The 19,707-nt window shown below is 63.9% G+C and carries 17 protein-coding genes and 3 tRNA genes; 6 read left to right on the forward strand and 14 right to left on the reverse strand.

The window, feature by feature from the left end; genetic code table 11:
- Nucleotides 1-4: 4 nt before the first annotated feature.
- From rplK to AB8841_RS22860, 10 genes are all read right to left on the reverse strand, one after another.
- Nucleotides 5-433, reverse strand: coding sequence for a 50S ribosomal protein L11 (gene rplK / locus AB8841_RS22815; RefSeq protein WP_370438060.1), 429 nt, complete (start codon nucleotides 431-433; stop codon nucleotides 5-7).
- 167 nt (nucleotides 434-600) lie between these two features.
- Complete coding sequence (gene nusG, locus AB8841_RS22820) at nucleotides 601-1,134, reverse strand: transcription termination/antitermination protein NusG (RefSeq protein WP_370438061.1); 534 nt, start codon at nucleotides 1,132-1,134, stop codon at nucleotides 601-603.
- Nucleotides 1,135-1,146: 12 nt separating this feature from the next.
- Nucleotides 1,147-1,347, reverse strand: a complete 201-nt coding sequence (gene secE, locus AB8841_RS22825) for a preprotein translocase subunit SecE (protein ID WP_370438062.1) — start codon at nucleotides 1,345-1,347, stop codon at nucleotides 1,147-1,149.
- A gap of 163 nt (nucleotides 1,348-1,510) precedes the next feature.
- Nucleotides 1,511-1,587, reverse strand: a tRNA-Trp gene (locus AB8841_RS22830).
- 43 nt (nucleotides 1,588-1,630) lie between these two features.
- Entirely contained in the window at nucleotides 1,631-2,821 is a 1,191-nt protein-coding gene (gene tuf, locus AB8841_RS22835) for an elongation factor Tu (RefSeq protein ID WP_370438052.1), read from the reverse strand.
- Between the two features lie 1,073 nt (nucleotides 2,822-3,894).
- Nucleotides 3,895-4,332, reverse strand: a complete 438-nt coding sequence (locus AB8841_RS22840) for a PPC domain-containing DNA-binding protein (RefSeq protein WP_370438063.1) — start codon at nucleotides 4,330-4,332, stop codon at nucleotides 3,895-3,897.
- A 229-nt stretch (nucleotides 4,333-4,561) separates the two neighbouring features.
- A complete protein-coding gene (locus AB8841_RS22845; RefSeq protein ID WP_370438064.1) occupies nucleotides 4,562-5,659 on the reverse strand; it encodes an AI-2E family transporter in 1,098 nt (365 codons plus the stop codon).
- A gap of 824 nt (nucleotides 5,660-6,483) precedes the next feature.
- Nucleotides 6,484-7,710: an IucA/IucC family C-terminal-domain containing protein gene (locus AB8841_RS22850; protein ID WP_370438065.1), complete on the reverse strand. Its 1,227-nt coding sequence runs from the start codon at nucleotides 7,708-7,710 to the stop codon at nucleotides 6,484-6,486.
- 78 nt (nucleotides 7,711-7,788) lie between these two features.
- Nucleotides 7,789-8,460, reverse strand: coding sequence for a YncE family protein (locus AB8841_RS22855; RefSeq protein ID WP_370438066.1), 672 nt, complete (start codon nucleotides 8,458-8,460; stop codon nucleotides 7,789-7,791).
- A 346-nt stretch (nucleotides 8,461-8,806) separates the two neighbouring features.
- A complete protein-coding gene (locus AB8841_RS22860) occupies nucleotides 8,807-9,613 on the reverse strand; it encodes a DUF1259 domain-containing protein (protein ID WP_370439346.1) in 807 nt (268 codons plus the stop codon).
- Between the two features lie 556 nt (nucleotides 9,614-10,169).
- On the opposite strand from AB8841_RS22860, the gene AB8841_RS22865 reads away from it, so the two are divergent.
- From AB8841_RS22865 to AB8841_RS22880, 4 genes are all read left to right on the forward strand, one after another.
- Entirely contained in the window at nucleotides 10,170-11,087 is a 918-nt protein-coding gene (locus tag AB8841_RS22865) for an HAD family hydrolase (protein WP_370438067.1), read from the forward strand.
- A 5-nt stretch (nucleotides 11,088-11,092) separates the two neighbouring features.
- Nucleotides 11,093-12,031 carry a phosphotransferase family protein gene (locus AB8841_RS22870; protein ID WP_370439347.1) on the forward strand — a complete coding sequence of 313 codons (939 nt, stop codon included), beginning with the start codon at nucleotides 11,093-11,095 and terminating at the stop codon, nucleotides 12,029-12,031.
- A 339-nt stretch (nucleotides 12,032-12,370) separates the two neighbouring features.
- On the forward strand, nucleotides 12,371-12,802 hold the full coding sequence (locus AB8841_RS22875; protein ID WP_370438068.1) for a DUF2231 domain-containing protein: 432 nt from the start codon (nucleotides 12,371-12,373) through the stop codon (nucleotides 12,800-12,802).
- Nucleotides 12,799-14,082, forward strand: a complete 1,284-nt coding sequence (locus AB8841_RS22880; RefSeq protein ID WP_370438069.1) for a sorbosone dehydrogenase family protein — start codon at nucleotides 12,799-12,801, stop codon at nucleotides 14,080-14,082. The genes AB8841_RS22875 and AB8841_RS22880 overlap by 4 nt, the downstream gene beginning before the upstream one ends.
- Nucleotides 14,083-14,194: 112 nt before the next feature.
- Here the strand turns inward: AB8841_RS22880 and AB8841_RS22885 are convergent, their stop codons facing one another.
- From AB8841_RS22885 to AB8841_RS22900, 4 genes are all read right to left on the reverse strand, one after another.
- Entirely contained in the window at nucleotides 14,195-15,118 is a 924-nt protein-coding gene (locus tag AB8841_RS22885) for a 3-hydroxyacyl-CoA dehydrogenase NAD-binding domain-containing protein (protein WP_370438070.1), read from the reverse strand.
- A gap of 506 nt (nucleotides 15,119-15,624) precedes the next feature.
- Entirely contained in the window at nucleotides 15,625-15,867 is a 243-nt protein-coding gene (locus AB8841_RS22890) for an autotransporter domain-containing protein (protein ID WP_370438071.1), read from the reverse strand.
- A gap of 648 nt (nucleotides 15,868-16,515) precedes the next feature.
- Nucleotides 16,516-16,589, reverse strand: a tRNA-Gly gene (locus AB8841_RS22895).
- Between the two features lie 17 nt (nucleotides 16,590-16,606).
- Nucleotides 16,607-16,691: transfer RNA gene (locus AB8841_RS22900), tRNA-Tyr, on the reverse strand.
- Between the two features lie 188 nt (nucleotides 16,692-16,879).
- Between AB8841_RS22900 and AB8841_RS22905 the strand changes: the two genes are divergently transcribed.
- Both AB8841_RS22905 and AB8841_RS22910 read left to right on the forward strand, forming a co-directional pair.
- Nucleotides 16,880-17,701 carry a TrmH family RNA methyltransferase gene (locus tag AB8841_RS22905; RefSeq protein WP_370438072.1) on the forward strand — a complete coding sequence of 274 codons (822 nt, stop codon included), beginning with the start codon at nucleotides 16,880-16,882 and terminating at the stop codon, nucleotides 17,699-17,701.
- A 241-nt stretch (nucleotides 17,702-17,942) separates the two neighbouring features.
- Nucleotides 17,943-19,652, forward strand: coding sequence for an MFS transporter (locus AB8841_RS22910; RefSeq protein ID WP_370438073.1), 1,710 nt, complete (start codon nucleotides 17,943-17,945; stop codon nucleotides 19,650-19,652).
- Nucleotides 19,653-19,707: the final 55 nt, after the last annotated feature.

Below are 19,707 nucleotides of genomic sequence, written 5' to 3' on the forward strand. Positions count from 1 at the left end.
CTCCTTACGCCACTTCCATGCCCATCGAGCGCGCGGAGCCCTCGATCATGGCCATGGCGGATTCAACGGTGTCGCAGTTGAGATCGACCATCTTCTTCTCGGCGATCTCGCGGATCTGGTCGCGGGTGACGCGGCCGACGTTTCCGCCCTTGCCGGGGGTCTGCGACCCCTTGTCGATCTTCGCGGCCTTCTTGAGGAAGTACGAGACCGGGGGCTGCTTCATCTCGAAGGTGAAGGAACGATCCTGGTAGGCGGTGATGATCACCGGGATCGGGGTGCCCTTCTCCATCTGCGCGGTCTTCGCGTTGAAGGCCTTGCAGAATTCCATGATGTTCAGACCGCGCTGACCCAGCGCGGGACCGATCGGCGGCGACGGGTTGGCCGCGCCGGCGGGCACTTGAAGCTTTACGTAGCCCGCAATTTTCTTTGCCATAGGACTGCTCCCAATGGACCACCCGCCCGGAGCCAACCGAACAAGGTGGAAGTTGCAGATCGCGGTCCAGCCCATCGCTCCCGGCTGGCGACCGGGTGGACCTCCCGCGGATGAAGGCTCTCAAAAGAGGGCCAAAAGGGGGCGCCCGCGAGGCGCCCTCAGACGGTTCAGACCTTCTCGACCTGACCGTATTCGAGCTCGACCGGGGTTGCGCGGCCGAAAATGGACACCGCCACCTTGAGGCGGGCCCGGGCATGGTCGACTTCCTCGACGACGCCGTTGAAGGATGCGAACGGCCCGTCGGAGACGCGCACCTGCTCGCCGACTTCGAAGCTGACGGACGGCTTGGGGTGATCGACACCTTCAGCGACCTGCCCCTTGATCCGCTCGGCCTCGCGGTCCGGGATCGGAACGGGCTTGGCCTTGTCGGCGCCCAGGAAGCCCGTCACCTTCGGGGTATTCTTGATGAGGTGGTAGACCTCGTCGGTCAGATCGCACTTCACCAGGACATAGCCCGGGAAGAACTTGCGCTCGGCGTCGACCTTACGGCCGCGGCGCACTTCGACGACCTTCTCGGTCGGCACCATGACTTCGTCGAACTTGTCCTCCAGGCCGCGCTGCGCCGCCTGGTCCTTGATCGACTGAGCCACCTTGTTTTCGAAATTCGAGTAGGCGTGGACGATATACCAACGCTTCGTCATGCCATCCACCCCTTAACCGCCAAGTCCGAGGATTACCGAGCGAACGCCCCAGCCGATCGCCTGGTCGACGACAAGAAAGAACACGCTTGCCAGTACGACCATCACGAAGACCATCGCGGTCGTGATCATGGTTTCCTTGCGCGTCGGCCAGGTCACCTTCGAGGCTTCCGAGCGGACCTGCTGTATGAAATCGAACGGGTTCGTCTTCGCCATTTCGCTTACGTCCACGGGCGTTGAGAGGGACTGCAAGCGTCCCCTAACGGCACGCTTGAGCCCAAATTGAAGGGGCGCGAGGCTGTTTCGCAAGCCTCGCGCCACCTGATTAAACCATCTTGAGGACGCCTCTTAATCGAAAACGTCCGTCTTGTCGACCCGCTGGCAGGAGTGGAGGGACTCGAACCCCCAACCCCCGGTTTTGGAGACCGGTGCTCTAGCCGATTGAGCTACACTCCTACGAGCGGGTCGACAGGTGGCGGCGAACCGCCACCCGATCGTCTTAGTCCATCACGGCGGCGACGACGCCGGCCCCGACGGTACGGCCGCCCTCACGGATGGCGAAGCGCAGCTTCTCCTCCATGGCGATCGGCGCGATCAGCTCGACTTCCATCGTGATGTTGTCGCCCGGCATCACCATCTCGGTGCCCTCGGGCAGCTTCACCACGCCCGTCACGTCGGTCGTGCGGAAGTAGAACTGCGGACGGTAGTTGCCGAAGAACGGCGTGTGACGGCCACCCTCTTCCTTGGTCAGGATGTAGGCCTCGGCCTTGAACTTCGTGTGCGGCTTGATCGAGCCCGGCTTGCACAGCACCTGGCCGCGCTCGACGTCCTCGCGCTTCGTGCCGCGCAGCAGCACGCCCACGTTGTCGCCCGCCTGGCCCTGATCGAGCAGCTTGCGGAACATCTCGACGCCGGTCACCGTCGTCTTCACCGTCGCCTTCAGGCCGACGATCTCGACTTCCTCGCCGACCTTCACGATGCCGCGCTCGACGCGGCCCGTCACCACCGTGCCGCGGCCCGAGATCGAGAACACGTCTTCGATCGGCATCAGGAACGGCTGGTCCACCGGACGCTCCGGCTGCGGGATGTAGCGGTCAACCTCGGCCATCAGCTCGAGCACGCGGTCGCGGCCGATCTCCGGCTGACGGTCCTCCAGCGCGCACAGCGCCGAGCCCTTCACGATCGGAATGTCGTCGCCGGGGAAGTCGTACTTCGACAGAAGCTCGCGCACTTCCAGCTCAACCAGGTCGAGCAGCTCCGGATCGTCGACCATGTCGACCTTGTTCATGAACACCACCAGCGCCGGAACGCCGACCTGACGCGCCAGCAGGATGTGCTCGCGGGTCTGCGGCATCGGGCCGTCGGCCGACGACACCACCAGGATCGCGCCGTCCATCTGCGCCGCACCCGTGATCATGTTCTTCACGTAGTCGGCGTGGCCAGGGCAGTCCACGTGCGCATAGTGCCGGTTCGTGGTCTCGTATTCCACGTGCGCGGTCGAGATCGTGATGCCGCGCGCCTTCTCTTCCGGCGCCTTGTCGATCTGGTCGTAGGCCGTGAACGTCGCTCCGCCCGACTCCGCCAGAACCTTCGTGATCGCCGCCGTCAGAGACGTCTTGCCGTGGTCGACGTGACCAATCGTCCCGATGTTGCAGTGCGGCTTATTCCGCTCAAACTTTTCCTTCGCCATTGATCTCTACCTTACATAGGCCAGGAACAAAAAACCTAGGGCGTCCGATATTGTGGTTGCGCCAAATGCGCAAGGGGCAATTTCAGTCTTGCAGAACGTAATTATCGGCCCAGCCATTCAAAAGTCCCGTCGAGAGGGGTCCTCGAGACTTGCCTGACCGCGGATCGGCGCCCTTAAAGCCAACCTTTGCGCCCAAAGCAACATAAAACTTTCGATCCCGTCAGGGACGAGCGAGACGATGGGGCGGGAGCGGGGCGGGTGAAGGGAACCGAAGCCCGGATTCAGCCTGGAAGACCGATGAGGCGGGGCCAGGCCCACGGCCGCGGCGACTTGCCGCCTTAAAGTCTGATAAAGCCTCGACTTTTTCCTCTCGACATGGATGCATCCCCTTTCGGCATCTGGAACGGGTACTGGACCGGCATGGATCAAGGGAAACGGCGTCGATCCACGCCCGGCAAGCCGAATGCCGGGCCCATTGGGCCCCGAACCCGCCTGACGGCCGCATCAACCCGAAGGGCCGTGACCCCGATTCCCGCTCGCCAGATCCCGGGAGCGGGCTCGGGTGGGCCGGCCTCGCGCTGCGCCCGACCCGGCGCCCCGGGACACGGTCCCTCCGTCTGCGCGGGCGAATCATGCGAATCGGCAGCATCGAAACCAAGTCCCTTGCAGCGTCCCTTGCACCCGCCCACGCCACCGTCCGGACGGCGTCCGACGAGAAGCGCGGACGCAACGGGCCCTGGGAAGGACCCGCCCCCTCGACGCATTCCTCGAAGAGAAGAAAGCCAGGCTGGGTCCGCGGCCCCTCCCCGACCATGGGCATTGTCTGGGGCATTGTCTGGGGCATTGTCTGGGGCAGCCGGCCTTTGCCCCCATCGTCTGCTGCCCGCCGCCCTCCTCACCATCGAGTATCTGGAGCCGGTCCGCGGAGATTTGCTCGCGTGCTGCGTTCCTCCCCCGGCCGAGCAGCTCGTCGGCCAGCCGAAGGCCGCCCTGACCTACGCGCCTCGCCGTGGCTGTTTCCGACGGTTCGCGGTGGCCCCGTCTCCGCCAGGTCCGCACGGTTCCTGATGCTCTTATAGACGAATGAGATTGAGGCCGGTCTCCGGGTCCTTTCTCCGCTGGAGATGGATCGGCGACTCGGTGATGATGACCTCGAGGGTCGGTCGTACATGTCCTCTGGCCAGATGCCCGGCTATGGCGCTGCAATCACGCTTGCCCAGAACCAGGTGAATGTGAAGGGCAGGCTTGCCTGCCTCGTCAAGGCCGATATCGCCATTCAGAGAAGCGACCTCGACCTGCTCGGCAATCGGGATTTCCAGATATTTCTTGGTCTCCCAATCGAAATAGGACACCACCGCATCGCTGAGAGCGCCGATGGCGGTGATCTGGGCGGCGGACAGGCTCTGTTCGCGGGCCAGGGCGTTGAGGCTGGCCACGATTTCGTCCCCGGTTTCGAGAACAGCCACGAAGGTTCTCTGGCCCTCGTCCTCATGAAGGAGCTTGCTCTTCATCGGTCTTGCTCGCTGCCAAGGCCGGGACATTCTCTCCCGACCCTTCGGCATCCTCAACCGGATGAGCGCCCTTCCGTTCCAGGGAGCGCCGCGGGAAGCGCCTGGATCCTGCAATCCGCCCCAGAGCGGGTCGGGTTCGGAGCTCGACCTGATGAAGCCGCACGGCGGCGCGTCGCCGCTCGTGAGCGGGCCGTCGTTCGGAGGAGCCTTTCACGGCATGACGAGTCATTCAGGTGTCCAGGTCACGACGACCTTGAATGCTGTCGATAGGGGCCCGCTCGTCCTGGAGAACGGCTTCGCCGGGGATGACCGTGGTTTCTCCAAGTGTCTCGCGCACGTAGAGCTTCTTGACGAATACGAAGACCACGACCGTGAGGGGCGCGGCAAACAATATGCCCGTTGCCCCGTAGACCGTTCCGAACGCCACGAAGGTAAAGACCAACAGCGCCGGCGGCAGCGAGACGGCCGCCCGGGTGATCAAGGGTTGGATCAGATGCGCTTCGATCTGCTGGATGACGACGAACGCGATGGCAACCCATAGAGCCTTTGCCGGGCCCAGGGTGAGGGCAATTAGAAGCGCCGGAACGGCGCCTAAAAATGGCCCGAGCAGCGGGATGAACTCCGTGACGCCGGCGATCAGACCCAGTCCGGCCGCCGAAGGCAGGCCCAGCAGCCACATGATGAACCAGGTCAGCGTTCCGGTCGTGAGCATCGAAAAGAACTGGCCGAAGAGCCACAGCCTGAGAGCGCTCCCTGACGTGTTCAGGGCATCGGCGATCAGCGGGCGAGCCGCGCGTGGAAACAGCATCACGACCCCGTCCCGGTACAAATCGGGGCTGATCGCCAGATAGATCCCGGCAATGATCACGAGGACGATGTTGGCGACGACCTCTATGGCCGTATAGCCGACGCCGAATGCCCGTTCGGTGTCGAACGCCTGCCGTAAAGCCGTAGCGACATACTCCGAGAGCCCCGTAATCCCGATTGCGTCGCCGACAGCCGGAATCGCGTTCTCGGCCTGCTGGAGCGCTTCCGAGATCTGGGTGCCGACCTGGGCCGCGAAGAGCCATGCCGTGCCGCCGATCACCGCAAGCACGATCAAACCGGCAACAAGCAGGGCCCAATTTCGAGACAGGGCGGTTCTTCTGGCGATCGGGTCTCCGATCGCGTGCAGGATGGTGGCGATCAGGACCGATCCGAACACCATCAGAAGTACGCCCGACAGGCGCCAGATCAAAGCTGCCAGAGCCAGCAAAGCGATCGCGACCAGCACCATCACCATGGTGCGGCGCGCCAGAACGATGTCGGACGACCGGCCCAGGTTCATGTCTCACCTTTGCAACGAGACATTCCTGAAGCGAGGCATCAGGGAGGCTCCTCAGATGGCCGCTTCCCCCTTCTTTGCCTGGATCAATGCAACTGCACTCCAAAAGTGCCGCGCATTACGGTGGCCACCTTCTCCGGAGCTGTTCCGGCACTTGTCCGGCACTTGTCCGGCACTTGCCATCAAACCTTTCCGATCCGTGGCGGCCGTGTCGGTCTGGTGGTTGGACGCGCCCGCCGCTCCCGAATGAGGGCCATCCCCGGCGGTCCTCGCCGCGCCCGCCGTTTACCGCCGGGGCTCGGCCTACTTCGAAAGCAGGATGCGGGCGTCGCCCGCACGCTTCAGCACATTGAGCGTCACGTCTCGCCCATGTGGATGCAATTTCAGATCAAGCTCCGACCGCCCCAGACGCAGCTCTTGGATCACAACCTCATTCAGGAAGTCCGGGAGGATGGGATGATGAAAGCGAACCTCATTGTGTTCCCGGTCAAGGGCCAACCCCAAGGTCGCCGCGAGGGTGGCAAAGGGCGTTGCAGCGGCCCAGGCCTGCGGCGAGCAGGCGGCTGGATAGGTCGTCGGCGCCCGATGGCGACGGCGCGTGAATCGGTTTCCCGATAGTACTCGACGAAACCATCGCCATCGCGATCGCCCAACTCATCGCACCAGCGCAGAGCAGCTTCGATGTTGGGCCCAATCACCTCGAAGCCTTGGCCTGGGCCTGACCCTTGACACGGCTCGCCGCTTCGGAAACGGGAAGTGCTGAAGCAAGCAAGGCGGTCTTTATTTGCCTCTTCGGCGCTGTCATGTCTGGATGGCGAAGCCGCATGCTACCGCCAGACAGGTGGTTGGCGCATGTCCTCGAGCAGGACATTTCGGTTCGGCGGGGATTCGGTCCGGAACTTGAACATCGTCCGAACAGGAAAGAGCCGGTCCGCGTCCGGGAAGGCGTGATGGAAAACCTCGCGGACCCGCGCTCGCACGATTTCCTCATCGACCCCGTAGTGGCTTTTGAGGACACCCGCAACGTAATCGAAGAAGTGGTGGCCGATGAATTGGTCATAGACGAGGCTGTAATGCTGCCTGACGGCCTCGTCCGTGTCGGCCGCCATGCCGCGTCCGAGGAACGGCATCCCGAGACCTGCCCGACGCCTCGCGCCGGGGTCGACCCACACGTCGAAGTCCCGATGGACCACTCTGCGCGGGACGCAGTCCCGGTCGATCTCGAGAAGCGTGTTTTGCGCATGCGACTCAAGGAGGATGCCTCGCTCGCGGGCGGCCCTGGCCCAGCATTCGACGACGGGAGCCAATATCCGGTCGACGACGAACGACACGGGTTCCGCGGCCATCCGGTCGATCATCTGCACGAGCAGGGGCGACGCATCGGGATGGTTCAGGTCGCCCGCGTACAAGGCGAAGCACGGAATGAGAAACCTGCCTGCCGCGAAGGGACGGGCCCGCGTCTCCCTTACCAGAAAGCCCCACGATTTTTCGTTCACACGGAACGCGACGCCGAGTGTGTCGGGCAGATACGCGAATTTCTCGAACTGCAGATTCGCGAGATCGCGAGATACCGCGACGCTGTTGTGAATGTTCTTGAGCCGTAGCTCCCGGTTGAAGCGGGAGATCCGAACCGGGTAGTGAAGCTTGAGGAAGTATCCGGGGACATTCTCCGGGTGCTCCAATGCCAGTACGGTTCTGGTCGAGGCGGTCGGGGCGACCCGGATGGGCATGGTCCGCGGGAGTGCGCGGATGTCACCGAGACCCTCGACGGCATCGTTCGCCCATGTTTCCGGATGTACCGCAAACAGCACTCCTTGCGGCCTGACGAAATGTTGCAGAAGTCCAGGAGACGGATCGGCCCGGAAAACCGAGACGCGATCCCGTGGGGCATCGACGGCCACGAGTTCGAAAGCCGGCGTGTCGCGTTCTGGCCGATAGCGCGGTGCCGCCTCGGTCTGGCCCGCAAGCGAGCTGTAGGTCCTGGCGCCCTCGTCCACATATCTCTCCATGTAAAGGAGCGCCTGTTTTCCCTGGAAGACGGCTGCAAGATCCAAGCGATGTCTCCCCGTCTCGTGTGCCATGTCCCACATCCCGTCGCGTGACGGACACGCGCCGGGGCGCCCCTGTTCCGCTCAGGGATCCGGCCTGTAGACCCAGATCGCCGCCGGCTCGTGAGCGCTCGCACGCACAGCGAGGAACAGGCGGTCGAGTTCGGGGACGAACAGCGCCGTCCGCGCTCCGGAGGCAGTGGGGATGCGAGCCAGCCGGCGGAACGTGCCCGCATCCTGGAACACGTCCAGATGGCCGTCACCGCAGCTCACGTAGACCCGGTGCCGTTTCGCATCCACGAACACGTCGTCGGCGTCCCCGCATGTTCTGGCGCTCGCGACGGGAACCCCATCCTGCATGGAATACGCCGTCAGCATCGCCGGGTTCCGGAACACCACGAGGACCTGCCGGGACGTCTCGTCGAGCGCCATCGGAAAGTTCGCGCTCGACCGGACCGTCGGCCATCGGGCAGTTACCGTCCCGCTCCCGCCGTCCGCCACCTCGACTGCGTGCGCATCGGGGACGTTCACGAAGATCCGGCTCCCGCCGCTCTCGAGCCTGAAGCTCTCGGGATGACCATGCAATGCGATCTGGGCGACCGTTCGGTTTTCCCGGGCGTCGGTGATGGCGAAGGAGCCTTGGCCATAACCGACGATCACCCGGTTGCCGACGCTGTCGACGCGGATGTTGTCCGCGTCTTGGCCGAGTTCCAGGCGTCTTTCCTCCTCGAGATTCTCTCCGTGGAACAGCCGCACCGATCCGTCGCCCGCGCAGGCGACATAAAGGGTGTCGGTCGAAGGGACATAACCGACACCCTGCGGCTCCTTGAATCCTTATCCGACCCGACACCCGCGAGGCGTTCAGGTCGACAATGCCGACGCTGTCGTTGCCGAGTTCCGCCACGAAGAGGCGCTGCCTGGCAAGGTCAATCGCCATATGGTCGATCCGACCTTCGACGTCGCCGAGCGGGATCTTCGTCGCGAGCTGGAGGGGGACGGCCTCCCCTGCGCCTGCGGGCGAGGCCGTCGCGCCCGCCGCCGACAGGGCAGCTCCCACGAGGAGGCTCAAGGCCGGCAGGGAGCACGCTCTCATCGGTTCCTCCTAGTCCTTCGCGGTCTCCACCTGGTCGAGCGCGGCCCGCAGCCCGTTGGCGAGCTTATGGGCATCGTTGTTGGCCCAGAAGTGCATGAAGAACAGGCGCGGCTCATCCATGAGCATGTGGTTGTGCACTGCCGCCACCTCGATCCCGTTCGATTGCAGGGCCTTGATGACCGGATTCACCTCGTTGGCGGTGAGCACGAAATCGCCCGCAATAGCGGCTTTGCCGGATCCGGTCGGCTGGAAGTTGATCGCAATGGCCGAACCCATGGCTGCGGGCACCTCCATGCCATTGTCGCGAACCGCCTCTGCCCGGGACACGCTGACCTGATAGACGCCGCCATTCATCTTGCCCTTGCGCCCGAGGGCCCGGTCGATGGCGGCCGTGTCAAGGTCGAGTGCCGATCCGGTGGATGCCGTTGTGCTCGCCTGCGCGGCCGCCTGGGGCGAGATGCCGGCGGTCTCCGCCCCGAACGGCGTCCTGCTGGCGTTGAGCGCCTCCCGCAGGATCGCGGCAAGCTTCGCGGGTTCGCCCTGGCCGTGGACGTGCATGTACATCGTGGCCGGCGAGGAGCGCAGGAGGTGGCTGTGAAGCGCCGTGATCTCCACCCCGCCCTGCTCCAGCCGCGTCAGCACCGGATTGATCTCCTCCTGCGTCAGGACGAGGTCACCCATGACCGTGACCTCGTTCCCCATCGGCTTGAACGCGAGCCAGGAGCCGAGGGCCAGGGCCGGCTTGATCGCCACGCCGTCGAGGGTGACGTTGAGATCGGTCCGGGGCAGGCCGATCCGATAGACGCCGCCGGGCATTTCCGTGCCCTGCTTGCCGAGGCCGCCGGCAATCTGCTGCTGCCAACCTTCGGCGCCCAAGATTCGGCGCCCAAGACGGGTGTTCCGACAAGGAGCCCAAGGACTGCAAAGCTGGTCAGGATCCGCATGTCACTCTCCTGTGTCGCCCCCGTTCTCCCGCTCTTGGTCAGGCTCTCATTGCCGTTTCTGCGGCTTTTGCGGATGGGCCTCCTCGGGCAGGGAGGTCCCGCATAGAATCTGGACCTTCCGGCCGGACGCCCATACCCCATGGCAACGCGGATCGCCGGGCCGCCGATTCAGACAGAGGTCGTCCGCTTCGATCTTGCAGGATCCCTGGCCCGCCTTGCCCATCGAAAAGGATCGGACGTGACATCGACCCCACATCCGATGCCGTCAGTCGAGGTCTTCGAGCGCCTTTTCACGCGAAACGGGTTCCCGCTGTCGCGTTCGATGCTCTCAGCCGGAGGCAACAGGCGGCGCTCCCGCGTGAACGGAGCCGGACCTCGGGCGTTGGACAGCGGAGACTTGATCCCGTCCCCTGAGCTTGCGAGGCACAATGGACCCACAGGCGATCGATCAGACATTGCGAGATTTTGTCCGGGGCTCGCGCTTTATCCAGGAAGGGGCCGTCGTCACCGACCTCGACGGCACGGCCGTGCACGAATTCGAGGGACGCATCGTTATCCCCGATGCCGTCTCCCATAGCCTCAAGCGCCTGCGAGATCATGGCCGACCCGTGATCCTGAACTCGCTGCGCTTTCCCCTGAACGTCATCCGCACCTTCGGGCGCGAGTGGTACGCGATCTCGAACGCCCCGCTGCCGCTCGTCTCCCTGAACGGCGGCCTCATGGGCCGCCTCGTCGAGACGCGCGAGGGCGAGATTGCGTTCGAGGAGATCCATGCCTTTCCGCTGACGGCAGCCGAGCTCGACGAGGTGCTGGTCGGGGTGCAGGGTCTCGTCGACGGCGGAATCGACGACCTTGTCCTGTTCTACTACCCCCGCGATTGGACCCAAGGCGAACTCATCTGGACGCCGGTACCGGAGAAGGTCGGGGAGATCCGGGCCAAGTACCTTAGCGCCACCCGGGTCACATCCTCTCCGGTCGGAGCCCTGAGGAATGACCTTCACGCGCACGAGATCTGCATGATCTTCCTGCTGATCAACGCGGAGGAGGATCAGCTCATGGCGTACCAGCACGCCAAGCGCTCCAATTTCGTCACGCATGACGGAATCGACAAGCTGTCGGGCCTGGAGGCGCTGGCCGGGCAGCTCGGGCTCGATCTCGCGCAGGCGGTCGGCGCCGGCGACACCCCGATGGACAGCTTTCTCAAGGGCGTCGGCCTTGCCGTCCACGTCGGCGATCTCGCCCTCGAGTACAAGGGCCTGACCGCGACGGTAAAGGTCCGGGGCTCCCGGGAGCTCGGAGGCCTTTTCACCCGGCTCGCCACCCTGCTCGAAGGAGGATTTCGTTGAACGAGATGATGCCGCAGCCGCCGACCGTCAGCGAGCGCCAGGCCCGAGCCATGGCCCGGGCGATCATCATCCACCATTTCGGCTCCAAGCCCAGGCGGGTCAGTCAGAAGGGCGGCGGCCTCACCAACTTCGTCTACGAAGCCAACCACGCGGAAGGCGATTTCATCGTCCGGATGAGCCCGCAGCCGTCCAAGGTGAAGGAGTACCTGAAGGAGCAATGGGCCATGGCCCGAGCGCACGAGGTGGGCGTTCCGGTGCCCGAGGTGCTGGAGGTCGGCGCCGACGTGGTGCCGGTCCCGTACATGGTCTCACGCAAGGTCGCGGGCCGCGAGGCGACGCATCATCCTGAGCGGATGGCGGTGCTGCGGGAGATGGGGCGCCTGACGGCCTTGATCCACACCATTCCGACCAGCGGATTCGGCCATACCTTCGACTGGTCGAGCAACCAGCTCTCGCGCAAGGAGACCTGGGCCGAGTACCTCAAGCGCGAACTCCACATCGAGCAGCGGCTGAAGGTTCTGGAAGCGAACAGGATGCTGTCGAAGCCCCAGCTCACGGCCCTTCGCGCGACGCTGCACGAGATCGAGAGCCTCGAGGAGGACACGGTCCTGAACCACGGTGACATGCGACTGAAGAACGTAATGGTGAACGACACGGGGAACATCACGGCGGTGATCGATTGGGAGTTCTGCTCCTCCAACGTGGCGCCGCACTGGGACCTGGCGCTGGCGCTGCATGACCTCTCCGTCGACGCCAAGCAGGCCTTTCTCGGTGGCTATGGCGTGAGCGAGAAGGAGGTGCGCGCCATGGCGCCTATCCTCAAGGCGCTCAACGTTATCAACTACGCTCCCTTTGTCGAACGGGCCGCGGAAGAACAGGACGAGCCACGGCTGGAGCAATACCGGACCCGGTTCAGCGGCGCCCTGGACCTCTATTCGCTCTGAAAGGTGGGGCTCGGCACCGACATCGACCTCCTGGACCGCAACCCAGCGCATCGTGCGGACCCTGCGGGCCGCGCCAGCGAATAATGGACCGGTTTCCGCTCAAGCGGCGGGCTCTTTCCAAGAAGAGAGCATCGAATTGATCCCATAAGTGGATTCCACCTTTGACGTCCGATGCTCCAGCGCGGTGATCCCCTTTCGGGCTGATCCGATGTTCGCTCGCGTGGATGCGGTCAGAGGTATCCGAATTGTTATCGAACCTGTCGTCCCCTGATGCATTGCCTCCTCGACGCCAGTGCCGGACGCAGGTCGCGCGCCGAGCCCAGAATGAGAGGAGGCGATGTGGTTGCCGTATCAAGCCCAGGTCCTCTGAGGCCGCTCCATCCCCTTCACGCCATCCTTCTCGCATTTCCATTTCCGCTCTTCCTCGCTGCGCTGCTTAGCGATCTTGCCTACCGGTCGAGCTTCCATGTGCAGTGGGCGAATTTCTCGTCCTGGCTTATTGCCGGCGGGCTGCTGGTCGGCGCCTTCGCCGTGCTCTGGGCGCTGGTCGATCTCTTTCGCCGAGCGACAGCCCGCAAGGGGCGAGCGATCGCCTATTTCGTTGTGCTGCTCGCCATGTGGGTGCTCGGGCTCGTCAACGCCCTAGTCCATGCGAAGGATGCCTGGGCGACCATGCCGGAGGGCCTCTACCTGTCCGCGGCCACCGCCCTCCTGGCCCTTGTCGCGGCCTGGATCGGCTATTCCGGATTCAGAACCGGAGAGGTCGCATGATCCGCCCGTTCCTCCTGATCGGAGCCCTCGCCATCACCCTGGCCGCCTGTAATGGCGACCCCGGGCCGGAGCAATACGGCCCTAATCCGACTCTGCCCGAACCGCAGCGCGGCCTCTTGCCCTCCATGAAGATCCCTCGGCCGGCCAACTGGGGCAACGATCTTCCGAAGGTGCCGCAGGGCTTCAAGATCCAGCCCATCGCCACGGACCTCAAGATCCCGCGTCAGACCCTGGTCCTCCCCAACGGCGACATCCTGGTTGCGGAGGGGTCCGGCGGCAACGCGCCGACCCTGCGCCCGAAGGACGTGATCGCGGGCTTCATCAAGAGTCTCGGTAAGAGTTCCGTGAAAGGTGGCGATCGGTTGACGCTGCTGCGCGATGCCGATGGCGACGGCACCTACGAGATGCAGGGCGTCTTCGCCGACAACCTCAATGCACCCTACGGCCTCGCGTTCGTCAACGGCGCCATTTACGTCGCCAACCAGGATGCGCTGGTGCGCTTCGACTATCGGGACGGACAGACCCAGGCGAGCGGGCCGCCGACCAAGGTGACGGATCTGCCCGCAGTGATCAATCATCACTGGACGAAGGCGATGACCGCCAGCGCCGATGGACGCTTTCTCTATGTCGGCATCGGCTCCAACAGCAACATCACCGAGCGCGGGATGGACGCCGAGGAAGATCGGGCGATGGTCTGGCAGATCGATGTCCAGACGGGAATGCACAAGCCTTATGCCACCGGCCTTCGCAACCCCACCGCTCTCGCCGTCCAGCCGGGAACGGGCCAGCTTTGGGCAGTGGTGAACGAACGGGACGAGATCGGCCCCAACCTCGTTCCGGACTACCTGACCTCCGTGCGGGAAGGCGGCTTCTACGGCTGGCCCTATAGCTATTGGGGCCAGAACGTCGATCCGCGCGCCCAACCGCAGGATCCGGAGAAGGTCGCCGCGGCGATCCGTCCGGACTACAGCCTGGGATCGCATGTGGCGGCGCTCGGCCTGGCATTCTCGACCCCGGCCATGGGCGCGGACTTCGCCGAGGGTGTGTTCGTCGGACAGCATGGCAGTTGGAACCGCAGCGTGCCCGTGGGCTACAAGGTGATCTTCGTGCCGTTCCGCGACGGCCGGCCCGCCGGTGAGCCGGTGGACGTCGTCTCCGGCTTCCTCGTCGACGACGGCAACACACGGGGACGGCCCGTCGGGGTGACGGTGGATCCGCGCGGCGCCGTGATCATTGCCGACGACCTGTCGAACACGGTCTGGAGAGTCACGAGAGACTAGAGCATCGGACGCAAAAGTGGGAACCGGTTTTGCGTGAAAAGCTGCTCGAAACATAGGCTTAGCGCATCGTGCGGACCCGGCAGGTCCACTTTTCGCACGATGCGCTAGACATTCAAGGCACGACAGTCCGGACCTCTCGGACATGCGCGATGGAGCGATCACGCAGGGCCGCTCGTGCGGGATTCGCGTCAAGCGAGTGTTCAGCCCTCATGGCCTCAGCCAGCGTCTTGATCAAAGCGTCATCCAGGGCACCGCTCGCGTTTCGCTCCTTTGCGACCTTTTCAAAGATGCCGCCATAACGTGAAAGATAATCGGCAATACCGCCGGGAGCATTGAGGTCCATGGCGGCGAACGGCCCCATGCACGCCCAGCGCAGTCCAAACCCCTGTGTGATGATCGTGTCCACATCCTGCGGCCGGATGACCTCCTCCCGCACAAGGTGGAAGAACTCATTGAGCATGGCACCCAGGACCCTGTTTGCGACGAAACCCGGCGTTTCACGGAGCAGCCGGACCGGCGTCTGGCCGACTTCCGTCATGAACGCGCAGGCGTGCTCGACCACCTCTTCCGACGTGAACGGGCTCGGGACGACTTCCGTCAGCGGCAGGAGATGTGGTGGCGTCAGGGGGTGAACGACGAGGAAACGCTCCCTCGCTGCCACACCATCGGCGAGCTCCGAGGGACGAAGGCCGGACGTGCTGCTTGCAATAATGGTTCCTGGATCCGCCGCATCGGCGATCTGACGAAGCAGCTCACGCTTGAGTGCGAGGACTTCCGGAGCCGACTCTTGCACGTAGCGTGCCCCACGCAGAACGTTCCTCAGTTCACGATGGACCCGTATGCGATCAAACGCCTCCGGAGGCACTGCGCAGTTCGTGCCGATCAGGCTTGTCGCCGATGCCTGCAAGTCCGAAATGATCTTTGCTTCACCGAGGCCAGCTCTGTCCCAGATCGAGACGCCGAGTCCCGCCCGGGCAAACACGAGAGCCCACGAAGTCCCGATGATGCCTCTTCCGACAATAGCGACACCGTCCATTTGTCTCTTCCTCGGTGGTGTGTAGGCCGCCCAGAGATGCCTTCCGATGGTAGAGCCGTTTCTGTTCAAATCACAGACCAGGGCATGCAGGCGAACGCAGCTTTCCACGACAACCCATGGAACGTATCACTCCGGCAAGGTCTCGATCAGGTATCCAAGCTGACCTCTGGAGCGTCGGACGCGGATCATGGGGAAGCAACAGTGATATCGGCCTTGAAGCCGAACAACTTCTGAGGCACCGCCCACTCGACCGACAACCATCGGAAACGTTGATGAAACGGTCTGTCCTGATGACAAGGACGAGCCGCCGCTCTTCGTTATCCGTTGCCGAAGCGCTCAGAACTTCCACATGAAGTTGCCCTTGAGGGCGTGCTTCTGCGCCTGCAATCCGATCTGGCCCGCATAGGCGGCACCGAGCAGCATGTCCGGAGCGATCTGCTAGAGCATCGGACGTGAAAAGTGGACCCGGTTTTCGCTAGCGCGGCCCGCCGGGTCCGCACGATGCGCTAGTCGAGACCAGCTTCCGCCACCAGCGCATTCCGGCCGATCGGCGTGCCGGCCGTTGTGAAGGCCGGCGCGCCACCGCTGAGGGCGAGCAGCGCCCGGGGCGCGACATCGCCATAAGCATAGCGCCAGCCGACTTGCCCCAGGAGCCGAAGCCTTCCCCCACGGGGTGAAGCGGCGCGGATCGGGCATGAACAGGTTGATCGCGACCGGCTCAGGTGCCGCCCCAGGGGCATCGGGTGCATAAATCGCCGGATAGGGACCCTGCACCTGAGCAAAGCCGGATCTTGCCTGTTGCCGATCGCTTCCGGTTCAAGTCTTGCCCCTTCGCCGGTGACGGCGCTGCCTGTTCAGCGCCGGTTCGAGCATTGTTCGCTGTCGCTGCTCGGCAACGGAGAGGCGACGAACGGCTCATTGCCGTATTGCATAGGTTCCTTGTCGGCTATTGCCTGACCGTCTCATCCCGCCTGCCCCAGTGTCCTGATCTTCAATCCATGGGGGCAAAGCCGAACGGGGTTGCGTTGAGGCCATCCATGTCCGGATCGATACGGCCCTTGGTTCCCGTCGCGCTCCTGCCTTGCTTCATGGCAACTCACCTCGGTGACCTGCCTCGCAACGGAATATGCCCCCCCCGGCTCCAGCATCGGACGTGACATCGAACGCACATGCGGTGCTGTCAGCCTGTGGTCTTGAGCATCTTTTCCCGCAAACCCGGTACCCGCTTTTGCATTCGATGCTCCACGAGGGGGCATCGGACGGAATCCCAAAGGGGATTCCACTTCTCACGTCCGAAGCTCTGGCCCATTGTATCGAGGTTGCACCGCCCGAAACGAATGCTCCGCCTGGCCCTGATGGCCGCCTCAGAATACCTTGATCTCGAAGGGAAGAAGAGTTGGAGCGGGTGAAGGGAATCGAACCCTCGTATTCAGCTTGGAAGGCTGCTGCTCTACCATTGAGCTACACCCGCGTGCTCTGCCGGTTGGATGGTGGGGGAAGTAGGACTCGAACCTACGAAGGCATAGCCAGCGGATTTACAGTCCGCCCCCTTTGCCGCTCGGGACATTCCCCCTTGCCAACCCTGACGCAGCGCGCCGAGGTCTTCACCCGAAGCGTCCCACAGGGTGGGGCCGCTCGGTGGCGCTCTTATGGTGACCTGGATGCCTGGTGTCAACAGCAAAGAGCAATCTTTGTGAGAGAGATCGTGTCTGCGCTCCGCCTGTGGTATGGGCGTGCCTCCATCAGACGAGATCGAGACCCATGAGCGACCGCCCCTTCAATTCCCGCAAGCCCCGTTTCCAGCGCCCGCAGGGCAAGAAGCAGGGTCGTCGGGACGCCCAGAGCTGGCGGCCCGCCCATGAGATCGACACGACGGTTCTGTACGGCTGGCATCCGGTCGTCGAGGCGCTGCGCAACAACCGGCGCAAAATTCGTCGGCTCCTGGCCACCGAGAATTCGCTGCGCCGCCTGCAGGAGGAATTGGGAGCGCCCCTGCCCCTGGAGCCCGAAATGGTGCGCCCGGACGAGATCAATCGCCTCCTTGAGCCCGATGCGGTCCACCAGGGCCTCTATGCGGAGGCGGATCCCCTGCCCTCGCCGTCCGTGGAGACCTTGAGCGGCCAGCGTGTGGTTCTGGCCCTCGATCAGATCACCGATCCCCACAATGTGGGCGCCATTGTCCGCACGGCGGCCGCCTTCAACGTGGAGGCCATCATCACGACCGCCCGCCACAGCCCGGCCGCCACCGGCGTGCTGGCCAAGTCCGCCTCCGGCGGCCTGGAGCATGTTCCCTTCATGATCGTGAAGAACCTGGGCGATACCCTGACGGCCCTGGGAGAACGCGGCTTCCAGCGAATCGGCCTCGATTCGGAGGGTGGGGCCAATATCGACGAGCTACAGCTCAGGTTGCCCCTGGTTCTCGTCCTCGGCTCGGAGGGGAAAGGCCTGCGCCAGAGAACCCGTGAATGTTGCGATGCGATCGGCCGGCTCGACATGCCCGGGGAAATCAAGAGCCTCAATGTCTCCAATGCCGCTGCCATCTCGCTTTTCGCAGTAACGAAAGCGGTTTCGAAAACCTCGTGATCCGCACCGGTATAATACAAGTATCTGAAATATCTATTCTTTCTAATTCAATTCGGAATTCTTAGACGGAAGTCGAAAATACGAATTGGCAATTGTGGAGAGTCGCGGCGGCGCTAGCCTCATCTTCCATGGGATTCCTGGCCATCCACCATGGCCACGACGCCTCAGCTCAACCGAGCAGCCCTCGGCTTGATGCGACAGACCCGGACCACCGGGCTGACCAAAAATGGAAGGGAACGCTATGGCAACAGCAGCCACCACAGCGCGTTCGGCCGCCGCAAGCCGGCCGATGACGCGCGAAGAGCGGAAGGTGATTCTCGCCTCCTCGCTCGGTACCGTCTTCGAATGGTACGACTTCTATCTCTACGGATCTCTCGCCACCATCATCGGCGCGCAGTTCTTCTCCGCGTTCGACGTGACGACCCGTAACGTCTTCGCGCTCCTCGCCTTCGCGGCGGGATTCCTGGTGCGCCCCTTCGGGGCCATTGTGTTCGGCCGGATCGGCGACCTCGTCGGCCGCAAATACACCTTCCTCGTCACCATTCTGATCATGGGCTGCTCGACCTTCTTCGTCGGCCTTCTGCCCAGCTACAGCCAGATCGGCTGGGTCGCGCCGGTGGTCCTGATCGCGCTCCGCATGCTCCAGGGCCTCGCCCTCGGCGGCGAATACGGTGGCGCGGCCGTGTACGTGGCCGAGCACGCCCCCGTCGGGCGGCGCGGCTTCTACACCAGCTTCATCCAGATCACGGCCACCTTCGGCCTCCTCCTCTCGCTCGTGGTCATTCTCGTGCTTCGCACCTGGATGGGCGAGAAGGGCTTCCAGACCGGCGAAGGCTTTGCCATCGCGGGCTGGCGCATTCCGTTCCTCCTCTCCGTCGTGCTTCTCGGCATCTCGGTCTGGATCCGGATGCAGATGCAGGAATCGCCTGCCTTCAAGAAGATGAAGGAGGAAGGCACCCAGTCGAAGGCTCCGCTGAAGGAGGCTTTCGGCCAGTGGCGCAACATGAAGATGGTGCTCATCGCCCTTATCGGCCTTGCCATCGGTCAGGCCGTGGTGTGGTACACGGGCCAGTTCTACGCCCTGTTCTTCATCCAGAGTATCCTCAAGGTCGACCTGCTCACCTCGAACGTGCTCATCGCGTGGTCGCTGATCATCGGCACCGCGGGCTTCGTGATCTTCGGCGCCCTCTCGGACAAGATCGGCCGCAAGCCGGTCATCCTCGGCGGCTGCCTCCTCGCGGCGATCACCTACTTCCCGCTCTTCCACAGCCTCACCAGCGTCGTCAGCCCGAATCTCGAGCAGGCTCTGGAGACCGCGAAGGTCCAGGTCGTGGCCGATCCCGCCACCTGCGGCTCGGTGTTCGACCCGGTGGGCATCCGCAGCTTCACGGCTCCCTGCGATGTCGCACGCGTGGCTCTCGCCCGCGCCGCCATCAAGTACGAGCTCGTTCCGGCGGCCGCCGGAACGCCCATGAAGGTGACCTTCAACGGCAAGGAAGCCCCGGTGGCCGCGGACGTTCCCGGCAGCATCGCGGCCTTCACGAGCGCCGCCGCCGAGGTCGGATATCCCAAGGCCGGCGACCCGAGCATCGTGAAGGTCGGCGGCTTCTTCGAAGCTCTCGGCAACACCCAGGCTCTCAAGGCGATCGGCATTCTGACCATCTTCGTGATCTACGTCACGATGGTGTACGGCCCCATCGCGGCGGCCCTGGTCGAATTCTTCCCGACCCGCATCCGCTACACCGCAATGTCGCTGCCCTACCACATCGCCAACGGCTGGTTCGGCGGCCTGCTGCCTCCGACCGCCTTCGCGATGGTGGCGGCGACCGGCGATATCTATTACGGCCTGTGGTATCCGATCGTGATCGCCCTGGTGACCTTCGTGGTCGGCCTGCTCCTGGTGCCGGAAACGAAGGACCGCGACATCATGACCTATGAGGGCGCCCGGTAAGCGCGCCTGAACGGCTCAAGAATGGAAAGCCCCGCCTCAGGCGGGGCTTTTCGTA

Source organism: Microvirga sp. TS319, assembly GCF_041276405.1.
Classification (GTDB): Bacteria; Pseudomonadota; Alphaproteobacteria; order Rhizobiales; family Beijerinckiaceae; genus Microvirga.